At 71.5% G+C, this 15,272-nt stretch carries 15 protein-coding genes and 1 pseudogene; 9 read left to right on the top strand and 7 right to left on the bottom strand.

The features are described 5' to 3' along the window. Positions 1 to 103: 103 nt before the first annotated feature. The 5 genes from SL103_RS13585 to SL103_RS13565 all read right to left on the bottom strand — a co-directional run bounded on the left by SL103_RS13585 (position 104) and on the right by SL103_RS13565 (position 4,493). Positions 104 to 1,189, bottom strand: a complete 1,086-nt coding sequence (locus tag SL103_RS13585; RefSeq protein ID WP_069569108.1) for a DUF2891 domain-containing protein — start codon at positions 1,187 to 1,189, stop codon at positions 104 to 106. Further along, entirely contained in the window at positions 1,186 to 1,830 is a 645-nt protein-coding gene (gene pcp, locus SL103_RS13580) for a pyroglutamyl-peptidase I (protein ID WP_069569107.1), read from the bottom strand. Before pcp ends, SL103_RS13585 begins: the two co-directional genes overlap by 4 nt. A gap of 95 nt (positions 1,831 to 1,925) precedes the next feature. After that, positions 1,926 to 2,894, bottom strand: a complete 969-nt coding sequence (locus SL103_RS13575; protein ID WP_069569106.1) for a DUF979 domain-containing protein — start codon at positions 2,892 to 2,894, stop codon at positions 1,926 to 1,928. After that, positions 2,891 to 3,601, bottom strand: coding sequence for a DUF969 domain-containing protein (locus SL103_RS13570; protein WP_069569105.1), 711 nt, complete (start codon positions 3,599 to 3,601; stop codon positions 2,891 to 2,893). Before SL103_RS13570 ends, SL103_RS13575 begins: the two co-directional genes overlap by 4 nt. A gap of 148 nt (positions 3,602 to 3,749) precedes the next feature. Next, positions 3,750 to 4,493 (bottom strand): GntR family transcriptional regulator, encoded by a 744-nt coding sequence (locus tag SL103_RS13565; protein WP_069569104.1) that lies wholly within the window; start codon positions 4,491 to 4,493, stop codon positions 3,750 to 3,752. A gap of 322 nt (positions 4,494 to 4,815) precedes the next feature. Here SL103_RS13565 and SL103_RS13560 point away from each other — a divergent pair, with 322 nt between their 5' ends. The 3 genes from SL103_RS13560 to SL103_RS13550 are packed head-to-tail and all read left to right on the top strand — an operon-like array spanning position 4,816 to position 7,114. Next, the gene (locus SL103_RS13560) at positions 4,816 to 5,610 is read left to right on the top strand and encodes a LamB/YcsF family protein (protein WP_069569103.1); all 795 of its coding nucleotides are present in this window, start codon (positions 4,816 to 4,818) and stop codon (positions 5,608 to 5,610) included. Beyond that, positions 5,607 to 6,254, top strand: coding sequence for a 5-oxoprolinase subunit PxpB (pxpB, locus tag SL103_RS13555; RefSeq protein ID WP_069569102.1), 648 nt, complete (start codon positions 5,607 to 5,609; stop codon positions 6,252 to 6,254). Before SL103_RS13560 ends, pxpB begins: the two co-directional genes overlap by 4 nt. Then, positions 6,251 to 7,114, top strand: a complete 864-nt coding sequence (locus SL103_RS13550) for a biotin-dependent carboxyltransferase family protein (RefSeq protein WP_069569101.1) — start codon at positions 6,251 to 6,253, stop codon at positions 7,112 to 7,114. Before pxpB ends, SL103_RS13550 begins: the two co-directional genes overlap by 4 nt. A 72-nt stretch (positions 7,115 to 7,186) precedes the next feature. On the opposite strand, the gene SL103_RS13545 is transcribed toward SL103_RS13550, so the two are convergent. Continuing rightward, entirely contained in the window at positions 7,187 to 7,957 is a 771-nt protein-coding gene (locus SL103_RS13545; RefSeq protein ID WP_069569100.1) for an IS5/IS1182 family transposase, read from the bottom strand. A gap of 81 nt (positions 7,958 to 8,038) precedes the next feature. On the opposite strand from SL103_RS13545, the pseudogene SL103_RS38335 reads away from it, so the two are divergent. From SL103_RS38335 to SL103_RS13520, 6 genes and pseudogenes are all read left to right on the top strand, one after another. Then, positions 8,039 to 8,158: pseudogene (locus SL103_RS38335) on the top strand (transposase); the annotation flags it as partial. 378 nt (positions 8,159 to 8,536) lie between these two features. Further along, the gene (locus tag SL103_RS13540; RefSeq protein WP_069569099.1) at positions 8,537 to 9,523 is read left to right on the top strand and encodes a helix-turn-helix transcriptional regulator; all 987 of its coding nucleotides are present in this window, start codon (positions 8,537 to 8,539) and stop codon (positions 9,521 to 9,523) included. 147 nt (positions 9,524 to 9,670) lie between these two features. Next, entirely contained in the window at positions 9,671 to 10,876 is a 1,206-nt protein-coding gene (locus SL103_RS13535; RefSeq protein WP_244303905.1) for a S8 family peptidase, read from the top strand. A 99-nt stretch (positions 10,877 to 10,975) separates the two neighbouring features. Further along, on the top strand, positions 10,976 to 11,878 hold the full coding sequence (locus SL103_RS13530; RefSeq protein ID WP_069569098.1) for an alkaline phosphatase family protein: 903 nt from the start codon (positions 10,976 to 10,978) through the stop codon (positions 11,876 to 11,878). A 140-nt stretch (positions 11,879 to 12,018) separates the two neighbouring features. Continuing rightward, entirely contained in the window at positions 12,019 to 13,287 is a 1,269-nt protein-coding gene (locus SL103_RS13525; protein WP_069569097.1) for an MFS transporter, read from the top strand. Continuing rightward, complete coding sequence (locus tag SL103_RS13520) at positions 13,284 to 14,276, top strand: PD40 domain-containing protein (RefSeq protein ID WP_069569096.1); 993 nt, start codon at positions 13,284 to 13,286, stop codon at positions 14,274 to 14,276. Before SL103_RS13525 ends, SL103_RS13520 begins: the two co-directional genes overlap by 4 nt. Positions 14,277 to 14,372: 96 nt before the next feature. Here SL103_RS13520 and SL103_RS13515 read toward each other — a convergent pair whose 3' ends face one another. After that, a complete protein-coding gene (locus tag SL103_RS13515) occupies positions 14,373 to 15,257 on the bottom strand; it encodes an IS982 family transposase (protein ID WP_069569095.1) in 885 nt (294 codons plus the stop codon). Positions 15,258 to 15,272 lie beyond the last annotated feature (15 nt).

The following is a 15,272-nucleotide window of genomic DNA, read 5'->3' as shown; positions in this document are numbered from 1 at the left end:
CTCGCACTGACAACGGACGAAACGGCGCGGATCCGCTCATGGGTGGAACGGCCGGTGGATCCGTTGACGGCGGGCAGCCGGACGAGGTGCCGGTGCCGGCGGATCAGTTTACGGTGCGGTCCGGCGCGGCCGGCTGCCAGGTCCCGTGCCCGGCCGACGGCCCGTCCAGCGCCAGCGCCGCGAAGGTCGCGAGCCAGTGGTCCGCGGTGAAGTCCCCCGAGACGCAGTGCGGCAGCCCCGCGACGAGGTGGTCGCGGGCCGCCGCTTCGAGTACGCCGCTGCGCGGGTCGTCGCCGGGCAGGACCGCGGCGATCCGGCGCAGTGCGGCCGCCCGGCTCAGCGACAGCCCGACGAGGTGGCCGATCTGGGGGTCGGCGGGGTCGGAGACGGTGGGCGGGGCGAGCAGCCCGGCGGGGGCCCGCCGCTCGACCCCGGGCAGGAACCGCGCCAGCCACGGCGCGAATTCCGCGGGTGGCAGCACCCGGCTCATCGCCTCGGCCTCGGCGAGCGCCGGGGAGAGGAAGTCCTGTCCGGAGGGCTCCCAGTGGGCGGGTGCGTCGTGGTCGTCGGCGAACCAGCGCCGCAGGGTCCCGGAGACCTGCGCGACGAGGGCGGGGCGGCCGGCCGCCGTCGCGCAGTCCAGGACCAGGCCGAGCGCGAAGGCGCTGTTGGTGTGGGTGCCGTGGCGCACCGGATAGGTGGCCCGCCGCAGCCAGCCGAGCAGCAGCGCCTCGACGTCCTCGGCCGCGGGGGCCAGCGCGGCCGCCCAGCGTTCCCCCGCCGCGCCGCCGAGCGTCCGGCACTCGGCGGCCAGCGCCAGCAGCCAGGCCCAGCCGTAGGGCCGCTCGAAGGACGGGTGGGCCCGCAGGTAGGCCGATTCGGCGGCGAGGTGGGCGGGGGTGAGGCGGGCGTCGAGGGCGGCGGTGACCGCGTCGCGGGGGACCCGGTCCGGGCAGCGGCGCAGCAGCCGCACCAGCAGCCAGTGCATGTGGACCGAGGAGTGCCAGTCGTACGAGCCGTGGAAGGCGGGGTGGAGCGTCTGCGGCGGCACCAGGTCCTCGGGGCCGGCCAGCAGGTGCATCGGGGCGTAGGGGTAGGGGCGGGTGAGGTTGGTCAGCGCCAGGGCGGCGAACCGGGCGGCGTGCGCGGCGAGTCCGGTGGCCCGCGCGCCCTGGCCTTCGCCGCTCAATGCAGCGCCCCGCCGGCGAGGCGGGCATCGGTGCAGGTGTGCGCGGCCGCCACCATGATCTCCTGGAGGGCCCGGGTGACCGCGGCGGCCGGGAGCGAGGGCTGCGAGCGGTCGGTGACCTGCTCGGGCACGTAGGGGACGTGCACGAACCCGCCGCGTACGCCCGGGAGTTCGGTGGCGAGGAGGTGGGCGAGGCCGTAGAAGACATGGTTGCAGACGAAGGTGCCGGCGGTGTTGGAGACGGAGGCGGGCAGTCCGGCGGCGCGGACCGCCGCGACGCACGCCTTGACGGGGAGGGTGGCGAAGTACGCGGCGGGGCCGCCGGGCACGATCGGCTCGTCGATCGGTTCGGCGCCGGAGGAGTCGGGTATCCGGGCGTCGTCGACGTTGATCGCGACGCGTTCCACGGTGATGTCGGGGCGGCCGCCCGCCTGGCCGACGCAGACGACGATCTCGGGGCGGGCCTCCTCGATGGCGGCGCGCAGCACGGCCACCGACGCGCCGTAGACGCAGGGCAGTTCGACGGCGGACACCTCGATTCCGGCGGGCGGCTCGGCGGCGGCGGCGCGGACCGCCTGCCAGGAGGGGTTGACGGTTTCACCGTCGAAGGGGGCGAATCCGGTCAGCAGTACCCGGGTCATACGGTCATCCTTGGTGCGAGGTGCAAAAGGGCACGGAACGGGGCGTGCGGAGCGTGTGGCGGACGGCGGCGCCGTCCGCCCGGATGCGGCCCGCCTCAGAAGGCGAACAGCGTCATGATCACGATGTTGCAGCCCAACAGGACGCCCGCGGTGGGCAGTTGCGCCTTGATGGGGCCGTACTGGTCCTTGAGCTCCAGCAGGGCGGCCGGGACGATGTTGAAGTTGGCCGCCATGGGGGTCACGAGGGTGCCGCAGAAGCCGGCGAGCATGCCGATGGCCAGGACGGCGGCGGCGTTGCCGTGGAAGTGCCCGATCAGGACGGGCCAGCCGACGGCCGCGGTCATCACGGGGAAGGCGGCGAAGGCGTTGCCCATGATGATGGTGAACGCGAACATGCCGACGCAGTAGACGACGATCGCGATCACCAGGGAGTCCTTCGGCAGGATCGACGTGGTGAGCTTGCCGACCTGGTCACCGACTCCGGAGACCTGGAAGATGGCGCCCAGCGTGGCCAGCATCTGCGGCAGCAGCATCGCCCAGCCCATCGCCTCCAGCATGGAACGGCCGGACTGCACGGGGACCGAGAGTCGCTTCTCGCGCAGCATGACCATGCCGACGACGAGGGCGACGACGGCCCCGATGCCCAGCCCCAGGATCGTTTCGCTGCCCGTCTGGAGGACCGGTTCACCCCCGAAGGAGAGGTTCTTGACGCCGATGGCGCAGGCCATGGCGACGACCGGGATGGTGAGCGCGGGGACGAACAGCCGGTTGCCGAACCGGGCGGCGCTGGCGGCGCGCTCCTCGGCGGTGGTGGTGCGCGGGGTGCCGCGTCCGGTGAAGCCGAAGCCGGCCAGGCCCGCCATGACGAGGACGGCGACGCCCAGCGGTTCGGCCGGGGCCTGCTTGGTGACGACCCAGCTGCTGTAGATGAAGCCGGCGCCGATCAGGCCCCAGAAGGCGCCGGTGCCGTAGCGCTTGGGGTTGCTGCGGTCGGTGACCATCTGGGAGGCCATCACCAGGAAGCTGAGGCCGACCAGCCAGTAGAACCACTCTGCCTTGATCACTGGGCTGCCTCCACTGCGGGACCGGGCTGGACGTCGGCGGTGAGCAGGTCGCGCTCCAACTGGCGGTCCAGGCGCAGCAGTCGCCAGCCGTGGACCACGAAGGCGCACACGGCGGTGGGGATCGCCCACAGCGCGAGGTGCAGCGGTTCGAGGTGGGTGCCGTAGGTGGTGTTGACGAATCCGGTGATCAGCAGGATCGAGCCGACGGCGAGGAAGACGTCCTCCCCGAAGAACAGGCCGATGTTGTCCGCGCTGGCGGAGAACGACCGGACCTTCTCGCGGGTGCGGTCCGGCAGGGCCCCGTACTTGCGCTCGGCGGCGCCCTCGGCCATCGGGACGGCGAGCGGCCGGACGGTCTGGGCGTGCCCGAAGACGTTGGTCAGCCCGACCGCGGCGCCGAGCTGCCGCAGGCCCAGATAGAGCGCCAGGAAGCGGCCGGTGGTGAGCCGGCCGAACCGGGCGATGAGGTTGCGGGCCTGCTCCTGGAGGCCGTAGCGCTCCAGGAGGCCGATGACCGGGAGGGTGATCGCGAAGATGGTCACCGCGCGGCTGCCGGCGAAGCCCTCGCCGAAGGCGGCGAGCACCTTGCCGGGTGAGAGTCCGCCCAGGAGGCCGGTGGCGATGCCCGCCACCCCCACGACCAGGAGGGGATTGCGTTTCGTGGCGAAGCCGAGCACGACCACGAGCACGCCGAGGAGGACGATCATGGATCCGCCTTCCGCGTACGGGACCCCTACGGGTCCGGGGAGAGGGGTGAGGAGATGCAGCGGAGGCTAGGCGATTGTTCAACGATCCGACAAGAGGTCTGCCGAGGGGAATCCTGAAACCTCCCCCGCTCGCTCCCCTGAGCCCCGGTCACTGCTCCGCGATACGCCGGGCGTACGCCCCGGACAACTGGACGCGCGAGTCCTCCAGGTAGGACCCCAGCAGCCGTTCGGCCTCGGCGGCATCGCCCGCCTGGAGCGCCTCGACGATCTGGCGGTTGCGGGTGAGATACGGCGCGTGGAACCGCCGGGGGTCGGCCATGACGTGGAAGACCAGCCGGAGTTCGGCCAGCACGCCGCGCATCAGCTCGTCGGTGCGCGGGCTGCCCGCCAGGGCCACGATGCCCTGGTGGAAGCGGATGTTGGCGGTCGACAGGTCCTGCCAGGCCCGCTCACCGGAGGCGGCCTCACCGGCCTGCACCGCGGCCTCGATCGCCGCGAGGGTCTCGCGCACGCGGTCGTCGTAGGGCCCCTGCCCCAGGCCGCGGACCGCCGCGCACTCCACCAGCATGCGCACCCGGTAGATGTCGTCCAGGTCCTCGACCGTCACCACCCGCACGAAGACCCCGCGGTTCAGCTCGTGCACCAGCAGCCGCTCGTGCGTCAGCAGCCGGAACGCCTCCCGCAGGGTGTTGCGCGAGACGCCCAGCGCCCCGCCGATGCTCTCCTCGGAGAGCCGGGCGCCGGGCGCGAAGTAGCCCTCGGCGATCCGGTCGCGCAGGATGTCGGCGACCCGCTCGGCGGTGCTGGCGCGGCCCAGCAGGGCGCGGTCCCGTTCCAGTCCCGCGACCTCGGCGAGCCGCCGCTGATCGTTCTTCGCCACTCCGCCGGCCATGCCGCCGCTCCCCGCTCTCGTACCGTGCCGGGCGGCCGGGTCGGGCCGTCCGGGTGCCGTATCGAGCGGAAGTCAATCCCACCTGAGGGGACAAAACAACGGAGCTCCCACCGAACGGCGCAGACCTCTTGTCGGATCGTTGAACGATCCTCTACGTTGTCCCCAACGCCGGTCGGCTCGATGGCCCTCGGGGGAGAGTCACTACGGATAGGGCCGGCCGGCCCGAACGTTCCCGTCCGCCCCCGCCCGAAAACCGGGCCGCAGTGCCCCGCACCCGGCCCGCCCGCCCGCCCGGCACCGAGCACTTCTGGAACGGACCGACATGACCGACGCGGTGGACGCCGTGGACTGTGCGGATGCTCCCGTCATCGACCTCAACGCCGACCTCGGCGAGGGCTTCGGCCGCTGGCAGCTCACCGACGACGAGGCCCTGCTGTCCGTCGTCACCAGCGCCAACGTCGCCTGCGGCTTCCACGCCGGCGACCCCGCCACGATGCGCCGGGTGTGCGAGCTGGCCGCCGAGCGCGGCGTGGTGGTCGGCGCCCAGGTCTCCTATCGCGACCTGGCCGGCTTCGGCCGCCGCGCGATGGACGTCCCGCCGGAGGAGCTGGCCGACGAGATCACCTATCAGATCGGTGCGCTGGAGGTCTTCGCCCGCGCCGCCGGCACCCGCGTCGCCTACGTCAAACCGCACGGCGCGCTCTACAACCGCTGCGTGCACGACGCGGAGCAGGCCGGCGCGGTCGTCGCGGGCGTCCGTGCCGCGGGCGGCGCGCTGCCGGTCCTCGGCCTGCCCGGTTCGCGGCTGCACGAGGCCGCCCGGAACGCGCAACTGCCCGTCGTCACCGAGGCGTTCGCCGACCGCGCCTACACCGACCAGGGCACTCTCGTCCCGCGCCGGGAGCCGGGCGCCGTGGTCCACGACCCGGACGAGGTGGTCAAGCGCGCCGTCGGCATGGCCCGCGACCGGGCCGTCACCTCCCTCGGCGGCCGGCGGATCACGGTCGCCGCGCGCTCGCTGTGCCTGCACGGCGACACCCCCGGCGCGGCCGTGCTCGCCCGGCGGGTGCGGTCCGAACTGACCGCGGCCGGGGTGCGCCTGCGGAGTTTCGCATGAGGCCGCTGCCGGTCGGCGAACACGGGCTGCTGATCGAACTGGACGGCGCCGAGGAGGTCGAGGCGCTGCACGCCGAGCTGCTGCGCCGGGCCGCGGCCGGCGCCCTGCCGTGGGCCGGCGGCGGCCCGTCGGAGCGGCGCGGCGAGATCGTGCCGGCCGCCCGCACGGTCTTCCTCGACGGTCTGGCCGACCCCCGCGGACTGATCGCCGAGCTCGCCACCTGGGACATCCCGCCGCTGACCATCGCCGGCCGGCCCACCGTGGAGATCCCGGTGCGGTACGACGGCCCGGACCTCGCCGACGTCGCCGCCCTGTGGGGCAGCACCCCCGACGAGGTGGTCCGGCGGCACTCCGGCACCGCGTTCCACGTCGCCTTCTGCGGGTTCGCCCCCGGCTTCGGCTATCTGACCGGGCTGCCCGAGCCGCTGCACGTACCGCGCCGGGACACCCCCCGTACGAAGGTCCCGGTCGGCTCGGTCGGGCTGGCCGGCCCGTACACCGGGGTCTATCCGCGCTCCTCCCCCGGTGGCTGGCAGCTGATCGGCACCACCGACGCCGTGCTGTGGGACCCGCGCCGCGAACCGGCGGCGCTGCTCGCGCCCGGCACCCGCGTCCGCTTCGTCCCCGTGGAGACCACCCTGTGAGCGACCGTGCCTTCTCGGTGGTGCGGGCCGGCGCCCTCACCACCGTCCAGGACCTCGGCCGGCCCGGCCACGCCCACCTCGGCGTGCCGCGCTCCGGCGCCCTCGACGCGCCCGCGCACCGCCTCGGCAACCGTCTGGTCGGCAACCCCGAGTCGGCCGCCACGCTGGAGACGATGCTGACGGGCTGCGCCGTACGGGTCCGCCGGGCCACCACCGTGGCGGTCACCGGCGCGCCCTGCCCGGTGACCGTCGACGGCCGGCCCGCTCCCTGGGGCGCCCCGTGCCACGTCCCGGCGGGCGCCGTCCTGGACGCCGGCCCCGCCACCCACGGGCTGCGCTCCTACCTCGCCTTCGCCGGCGGCATCGAGGCGGAGGAGGTGCTGGGCAGCCGCTCCACCGACCTGCTCTCCGGCCTGGGCCCCGACCCGCTCACCGACGGCGCCGTGCTGCCCCTGGGCGATCCGCACGGCCCACCCGCCGCCGCCGACGCCGTCCCGCACGCCGGCCCGGTCGCCGAGCTGCTCCTGCCGTTCCTGCCCGGCCCGCGCGACGCGTGGTTCACCGAGGCCGGCCTGCGCACCCTGACCACCGGCCGCTTCCGGGTCTCCCCGGCCGGCAACCGCATCGGGCTGCGCACCGAGGGCCCGCCGCTGGAACGCGCCCGCCCCGGTGAACTCCCCAGCGAGGGCATGCCGTTGGGCGCCCTTCAGGTCCCGCCCAACGGCCAGCCGGTGCTGTTCCTGCACGACCACCCCACCACCGGCGGCTACCCGGTCGTCGGCGTCGTCCCCGAACGCTTCCTGGCCCCCGCGGCACAGGCGGTACCGGGCACCCCGGTACGGTTCCTGCGCCTGCGTTAGGGCGGACAGACCTAAAGGGTGTTGCAGAAGGTTCGGCTCGGGCAGCGTGGGTTGGGTCCTTGACCTGCTGGTTCACCCGGCGAGGGCGAGGTTGTGCATGGTGGCGATGGCCTGGACGGCGTGGTGGAGGCCGTCGCCCCTCTGGCGGCAGTCGCGAAGGATCTTCCAGTTCTTCATCCGGGCGAAAGTGTGCTCGACGCGGGCCCTGACCCGTCGGTGTTCGGCGTTGTCCTCCTCCTGCCCGCGCAGGAGGGGGCGCCCGGGCCTTCTGCGGTGCGGGACGATCAGCCCGGTGCCCAGGTAGGCGCCATCCGCGATCACCGTCGTCCCGGCCGCCGCGGCCGGCAGATCCGACGCGCGCCAGACGTGGGCGTCGGCCTTGTTGCCCGGCGCGGGCCGGGCCGAGGCGACGACCAGGCGGGTGTCGGCGTCGATGATGAACTGCACGTTCGCCGAGAACCGGTAGTTGCGCGACGAGGCCCCCACCTGCCGGTCACGGACCGGGATCAAGGTGCCGTCCACGATCCACAACCGTTCGACATCTGCCACCGGCCGCGGTGCCGGCTCCAGCGCAAGCAACGGCCGCAGCCGCTGAATGACACGGCAGACGGTCGCTGAAGAGACGCCGAAGAGCGGGGCGAGCTGCCGCATTGTGAGGTTGGTGCGGTAGTACACCGCCACCAGCAGAACGCGGTCTGCCAGCGGCAGACACCACGGCCGGCCTCCACCGGGCCCGTTCCCACCCCGTTCACGGACCACCTTCACCAGCTTGGCAAACCTGTCCATGCGCAAGCCCGTGAACGTCTCCACCCACAACGACTCAGCCCGCAACACCCCACCCACACAGGCAAAATGCCCAAGACTGAGCCTTCTGCAACACCCTTTAGGCGGTGTCTCTTTGACGGATTGGTCAGTTGATCGGATGTGTCCGTACGATTGGTGAGCACTGATGCGATATGGGGCCGGATCGAGCCGCTCATGCCAGCCGATCCGGTCCGGGGCAGGCCGTGGGCCGATCACCGCCACACCTTTGAGACCCTCGCGCGACCACAAGCAGCGGAACACTGTCGAACGCTGCATCAACCGCCTCAAGCAGTGGCGCGGCGCTCCGGGTCATAGGGTGCGGTGCAGCTTCTTCCGGGTGCCGCCGAGGAGGGTGGTGACGGTCGCCGCCACCTGTCTCGCCGGCCCATTTGCCGTTCCCTGAAGGGCGCAGCCGCCTTACCGTCAGCCCCCCTCTCCTCATGGATTTTTGGGGCACTCGGGGCGATACCCGCTGACGTCGGTCCGCGCCGAAAGAAATCCTTTCTGTGGCTCTTTGGAATTAATTGCTCATTCAACTTGACAGTCGATTGTCGCGTGCCACGATGACGGCCGTCGCGGCCTGTTCGTCAATCGAAGTCCGTTACCGCGGGGGGTCATGTGAATGACAGGGATTTGTCGGCATATCTCAGGGATCTCGGGGTGGCGCAGCGGGAAGCCGAGTTGTTCCAGGCGCTGTTGCAGGCCGGGCGGAGCAATGCCGGGAATCTCGGGGAGCTGCTGGGGTGGGAGCGGGCGGAGGTGGAGGAAGCCGTCGGGCGGCTGATCGACCTGGGGCTGGTGGTCGCCGGCGGTGCCGACGGTGCCGCCCCGCTGTCTCCCACGGAGCCCAGCATCGCGCTGGACCGCCTCGTGCACATCCGGTCGGCCGAGGTCCGGGAGGCCCAGCTGGCCGCGTTGCACGCCTACCGCGCCTATCGGCGCTGCACGGGTGCGCAGACCACCGACGATCTCGTGGAAGTGGTGACCGGACCACAGATCGTGGATCGCATCTGGCAGTTCGAGAAAGCGGTCGAGTCTGAAGTGGTCCGCTTCGATTCCCCGCCGTATCACACGGACGGCGGGGCGAATGACGTAGAGGTGGAAAACCTCGGACGGGGTGTGGAGTACCGCGTGGTGTATTCCAGCTCCGCAGTCCAGAACGGTACCTACTACGCGGTCAATATCGAACCGTGTATTGCCGCCGGGGAACAAGCCCGGGTGCTGTCGACGGTCCCGGTCAAACTCACCGTCTTCGACCGGCGGCTGGCGATCGTCTCGATGTCGTCCGTCGAGGCGGAATCCAATGAGGCGCTGCTTCTGGTGCGACCGTCGAGCCTGCTGACCGCGCTCCTGGGGCTGTTCGAGACGGCCTGGCGCTCCGGCCACCCCATGCACCTCAGCCAACAGGTGCCGCCCGCGCTGCGCCCGGTCCAGCGCCGCATCCTGGAGCTGATGGGGACGGGGGTCACCGACGACACCATCGCGCAGCTGCTGGGCATCAGCCGCCGCACCCTCTCCCGGCACACGGAGCGGCTCTACCAACTCGCCGGTGCCACCAGCCGGTTCCAACTCGCCCTGCACGCCGCCCGCAAGGAGTGGATCTGACGGCCTCCCGGCCCGAGGGGATGCGGCGCCGGATGCGGGTTGCGCACCTGTGCCACTGACACAACTGTGCCGCCACTGCCCTTGAGCGGCCGGTACACCAAAGGGTGCCCGCGTTTTCCGGGCACCCGCATCCCCCTTGGAGTAGCTGTGCCCCTGCACATATCAAGGCTCGCCACGGTCGTCGCCCTCTCGACAGCGGCCCCCCTGCTCGCCGGATACGTGTCCTATGCGGAGGACGCGCCGTCCGTTCCCGCCGTCCGCACCTCCGACCATGCCCTTCCCGGCCGGTACGTCGTCGTGCTCAAGGACAGCACGTTGTCCGCCCGCTCTGTGCGGGACGAGAGCGCCCGCCTCGTGAAGGCGCACGGCGGCGCCGTCCGGCAGACCTACGGGACGGTGCTCAAGGGCTACGCGGCCGCGATGAGCGCCGATCAGGCGCGCCGGGTGGCGGCCGATCCCGGTGTCGCCTACGTGGAGCAGGACGTCGAGGTCCGTGCCTCCGCTGTCCAGAGCAACCCGCCGTCGTGGGGGCTCGACCGGGTGGACCAGGCGGCCCTGCCGCTGGACAAGAGCTACTCGTACGCCACGACGGCGGGCAACGTCACGGCGTATGTCGTCGACACCGGTATCCGCACCTCCCACAGCCAGTTCCAGGGCCGGGCCTCCGTCGGGGCCGACGAGGTGGGCGACGGGCAGAACGGACAGGACTGCGCCGGTCACGGCACCCATGTCGCCGGCACCATCGGCGGTAAGGACTACGGCGTGGCCAAGGGGGTCAAGCTGGTGTCCGTGCGCGCTCTGAACTGCAGCGGCAAGGGCTCCTCGTCATCGATCATCGCGGCCGCCGACTGGATCACCGCCCACGCCCACAGGCCCGCCGTGGTCAATATGAGCATCAACGGCAGCAAGAACAGCAGCGAGGACAGCGCGATCAAGAAGTCCATCGCCTCCGGGGTCACCTGGGTCGTCTCCTCGGGCAACGACGGCGCCGACGCCTGCAACAACTCTCCCGGCGACATCGCCCCCGCCCTCGTCGTCAACAACGCCATGTCCGACGACCGGCGCCGATCCGACTCCAACTACGGCTCCTGCACCGACCTCTTCGCCCCAGGAACAGGCATCGTCTCGGCCTGGAACACGGGGGACACGGACACCCACAGCCTCACCGGCACCTCGATGGCCGCACCGCATGTGACCGGCGCGGCCGCCCTCTACCTCTCCGCGCACCCGGACGCCTCCCCGGCGGAGGTGCACCAGGCACTCCTCGACAACGCCACGAAAGGCAAGGTCTCCGACGCCGGCAGCGGCAGCCCCAACCGGCTGCTCTTCACCGGCGGCCTGGGCGCGCCGTAACGCCTGCCGTCCCTCTGGGGCCACCGCCCCGCTCATGCGTCACTCCCCCACCCCCCACGGCTCCACCGCACATTCCGTCCCGCCCTCAGGAGGTACCTCATGCGTTTCGCCCACCTCGCCACCACGGCCGCCGCGGTGGCCCTGACACTGGTGGCCGCCAGCGCCTTCGCGTCCGAACCGGACGAGCACAGCGGCAGGCGCACGACGACAGCCGCCTCCGTCACGGCGGCGAACGCCTCGCTGCCGCGGTACGACCACATCGTGGTCGTACCGTTCGAGAACAAGAACTACACGTCCATAAAGGGCAGTTCCTCGGCGCCCTACCTCAACTCGCTCGCCAAGCAGGGCGCCCTGTCCGTCAACTCGTTCGGCCTGACCCACCCCAGCCAGCCCAACTACATCGGTCTGTTCTCCGGCTCGATGCAGGGCGTCGACGACGACAGCTGCCCGAACGCCTTCTCCAAGGGCAATCTCGGTCAGCAGCTCATCGACGCGGGCAAGTCCTTCAAGGCGTACTCGGAGGGCCTGCCTGAAGCCGGCTACACCGGCTGCAAGAGCGGCAACTACCGCCGTAAGCACGCCCCCTGGGCAGACTTCCCCACGGTCGGCGACTCCGCTCACCACCTGCCGTACTCCAGTTTCCCCACGGATTACAGCAAGCTGCCGACGGTGTCGTTCGTGGTGCCCGACATGTGCCACGACATGCACGACTGCTCGGTGGGGACCGGGGACTCCTGGCTCAAGGACCACCTCGACAACTACGCGCAGTGGGCCAAGACCCACAACAGCCTGCTGGTGATGACCTTCGACGAGGACAACTACACCTCGGTCAACCAGATCTACACCTCGTTCGTGGGCGCGCACGTGAAGGCCGGCTACGAGTCGAAGCAGCAGATCAACCACTACAGCGTCCTGCGCACGCTGGAGGACATGTACGGGCTGCCGGCGCTCGGCGGCGCGGCGGACAAGGCGCCTCTCAGCGACATCTGGGCCGCGGAGTGACCTGATGCCGGCCCGGGGCCGCCGCCGTCGTGACCCGGCGGCGGCCCCGGGCCGGGCGGGCCGGACGGACAGATGGACCTGATGGATCAGTGGGACCAGTTGCAGCAGACCGAACCACACGAAAGGCGGCGACTTCGACCGTGTACCTGTCCAGCATCGACCGAGCACCGAAGGACGGCGCGGACACCGCACTGCGTCCCGCCTTCGCGGCCATCGGGCGCAACGTTCTGGCGCTGGGCGCCGTCAGCCTGATCACCGACATCTCCGCGGAGATGGTCACCGCCGTACTACCCCTCTACTTCGTCCTCATCCTCCAGATGAGCCCGGCCGCCTACGGTCTGATGGACGGGCTCTACACCGGCGCCACCGCCCTGCTGCGCCTGGTGGGCGGCTATGTCGCCGACCTCACCCTGCGCCGCAAGGCGGTCGCCGCCGCGGGATACGGCATCTCGGCGCTCGCCAAACTCGGGCTGGTGGCAGCCGGGTCCTCGGTGGGAGCGCTCGGCGCGGTCATCGTCGGCGACCGGACCGGGAAGGGGCTGCGGAGCGCGCCGCGCGACGCGCTGATCTCCCTCTCGGTCCCCGAGACAGCGCTGGGCCGCGCCTTCGGCCTGCACCGGGCCATGGACAGCGCGGGCGCGTTCGCCGGCCCGCTCGTCGCCCTGGGCCTGCTCTCGCTCATCGGGGCGGCCTCACCCCGCGCCTTCGACGCGATCTTCATCACCAGCTTCTGCATCGCCGCCCTGGCCGTCGTCGTCCTGCTGGCATTCGCCCGCGACCACCGCGCGGCGCGGCCCACCACCCGCACCGTCAGCCCCCGCGCCGTCGGTGACCTGCTGCGCCGGCGCGGCGTCCGCCGGCTGGCGTACGCGGCCGGCCTGCTGGGACTCGTCACCATCGGCGACGGCTTCGTCTACCTCCAGCTGATGCACCGACAGAGCGTGCCCGCGGGCTGGTTCCCGCTGTTCGCCGTCGGTACCAATCTCGTCTACCTCCTGCTCGCCGCCCCGCTGGGGGCCCTCGCCGACCGCATCGGCCGCAAGGCCATGCTGATGTGCGGCTACGGCATGCTCTTCGCCGTCTACGTGCTGCTGTGCTCCCCGCTGACCGGCACGGCCGCCACCGTCCTCACCCTCTGCTGCTACGGCACCTTCTACGCCGCCACCGACGGCGTCCTCATGGCACTCGCCGGCCCCGTCCTGCCGCCCGAACTGCGCACCACCGGGATGGCGTTGGTGCAGACCGTCCAGGCGCTGGCCTACTTCGGCTCGTCCGTCGCGTTCGGTGCCGCCTGGTCACAGTGGAGCGCCGGCCCCGCCACCGCTGCGGCCGCCTGCGCCGTACTGCTCGCCATCGCGCTCACCGCGGGCGCCCTGGCCCGCCCCCGAGTCGAGGAGGTCACCGTATGACCCGGCGTCACCCCGTGCTCCTGGTGTCCGTGGCCACCGTCGTCCTCGCCGTCCTGGCTACGCTGGCGATCCGCCATGCCGCCCGGCCCACCGCGGCCGCCGGTGCGGTCTCCTCGGTGTCCGTCGCCCCCGGCCCGCGGATCATCGCCCGCAGCACGGCCCCCGGCAGCCGCGACCATCTGATCTCCGTCAGCGCCGACCGGCCCGGGGGACGGCGCCTCACCTCACCGGTCACCTGCGCCCGGGTCCACGCGTCCGGCGGCACCGCCCTGTGCCTGCGCCTGGACGGCGACCTCAAGACCTACGAACTCGCCGTGATGGACCGCCACTTGAAGGTACGGCGGACCCTTCCGCTGGTCGGGGTGCCCAACCGGGCCCGGGTGTCACCCAGTGGCCGTATGGTCGCCTGGACGGTCTTCGTCGCCGGTGACTCCTACAACGGCGGCCGCTTCTCCACCCGGGCCGGCATCCTCGACACCCGTACGCAGCGGCTCGTGCCGACGCTGGAGGACTGGCACGTCACCCTGCACGGCAAGCCCTACACCGCCGTCGACCTCAACATCTGGGGCGTCACCTTCGCCTCTGATGACCGGCACTTCTACGCGACCCTGTCCACCGGGGGGCACCGTTATCTGGTCCGCGGCGACCTCGCGCACCGCACCCTGCGCGCGCTCCGCGCGAACGTCGAGTGCCCCTCGCTGTCCCCTGACGGGAGCCGTATCGCCTTCAAATCGGCCCGTGACGACCAGCCCTCCCACGGCTGGCGGCTCTCCGTCCTCGATGTGGCCACGAACCGGGTCACGCCCCTGGCCGAGACGCGGTCGGTGGACGACCAGGCGGCCTGGCTCGACGGGCGCACCGTGGCCTACGCCCTGCCCAGCGGGCACGGCCGCGCCGACGTCTGGCGGGTGCCGGCCGACGGCTCGGGCACGCCGCGGATGCTGCTGCACGACGCCGATTCGCCGACGGCCCTCGGCGGGGCGAACTGAGTACGGGGCGATCCGGCCGCGGCGCGCGTGGCTCACGACCGGACCAACGATCCGATGATCGGAGAGACACCCACTAGATGGTTGAGTCCGATGTTCTTAGTGGTCGTAGGCGATCAGGGATCGTTTGATCTTGGCGTTGGTGGTCCAGTTGTGCCAGATGCAGGCTGCCAGGGCGAGGAGTCGTTGGCCGGTGCGGGCGAAGACTCCGATCGGGGTTCTTGCTCCGTGCTGTTCGAGGCTGAGCTGGCCTTTGAGGGTGCCGAAGACGGCCTCGATCCACTGACGGACACGGGTGATCTTCCCGTGCCGGACCGGCTCGTCCTTGCGGTCCGGCCGCACCAGGTGAACGCCGAGTCGCTCGGTGAGGAAGGCTTCGAACCCCTTGCTCGCGAAACCCTTGTCGGCCAGGACCACCTGCCCAGCTCGGATGAGGTGGTGGTCGCGTTCCAGCAGGGCGGTCATCACTTCCCGTTCGCCGAGCTTGGGGTTGGCCAGGCACCAGGTGACGGGCATGCCTTCGGCGGTGGTGACCAGGTAGAGCCGCAATCCCCAGAAGAAGCGGGAGTGGCTGCGGCAGTAGCCGTAGCCGGCATGTCCGGCCAGATCGGAGCGTTTGACGGTCTCGCGCGAGGCAGCGCAGGGCAGCGGGGTGGAGTCGATCAGGCGCAGGTCGTCGTGCCAGGTAGGGACCTGGCGGGCCAGTGCTTCGATCACCTGGGAAATCAGCGGTCCGGCCGCGTTCAGACGCTTGTTGTAGGCGGATTGCTGGGGCAGGTAGCGAAAGAGGTGTCCCAGTCTGGCGTGGGCGAAGCGGACCCAGTGCCGGGCAGAGGGAAACCCGAGCAGGACTTGGGCGACGGCCAGGCACAGCAGTTCGGCGTCTGTCAGTTTCGGAGGTCGCCCAATCCGGCGACAAGGGACCACGTGGTCGTCGATGAACACGTACAGTGCCGCCAGAAGGGCGTCCAGGCTGGTAGTCACACACGAGCCAACGGG

This window comes from Streptomyces lydicus, assembly GCF_001729485.1.
GTDB classification, from domain to species: domain Bacteria; phylum Actinomycetota; class Actinomycetes; order Streptomycetales; family Streptomycetaceae; genus Streptomyces; species Streptomyces lydicus_D.
This window is presented reverse-complemented; position numbering and strand designations above follow the sequence as displayed.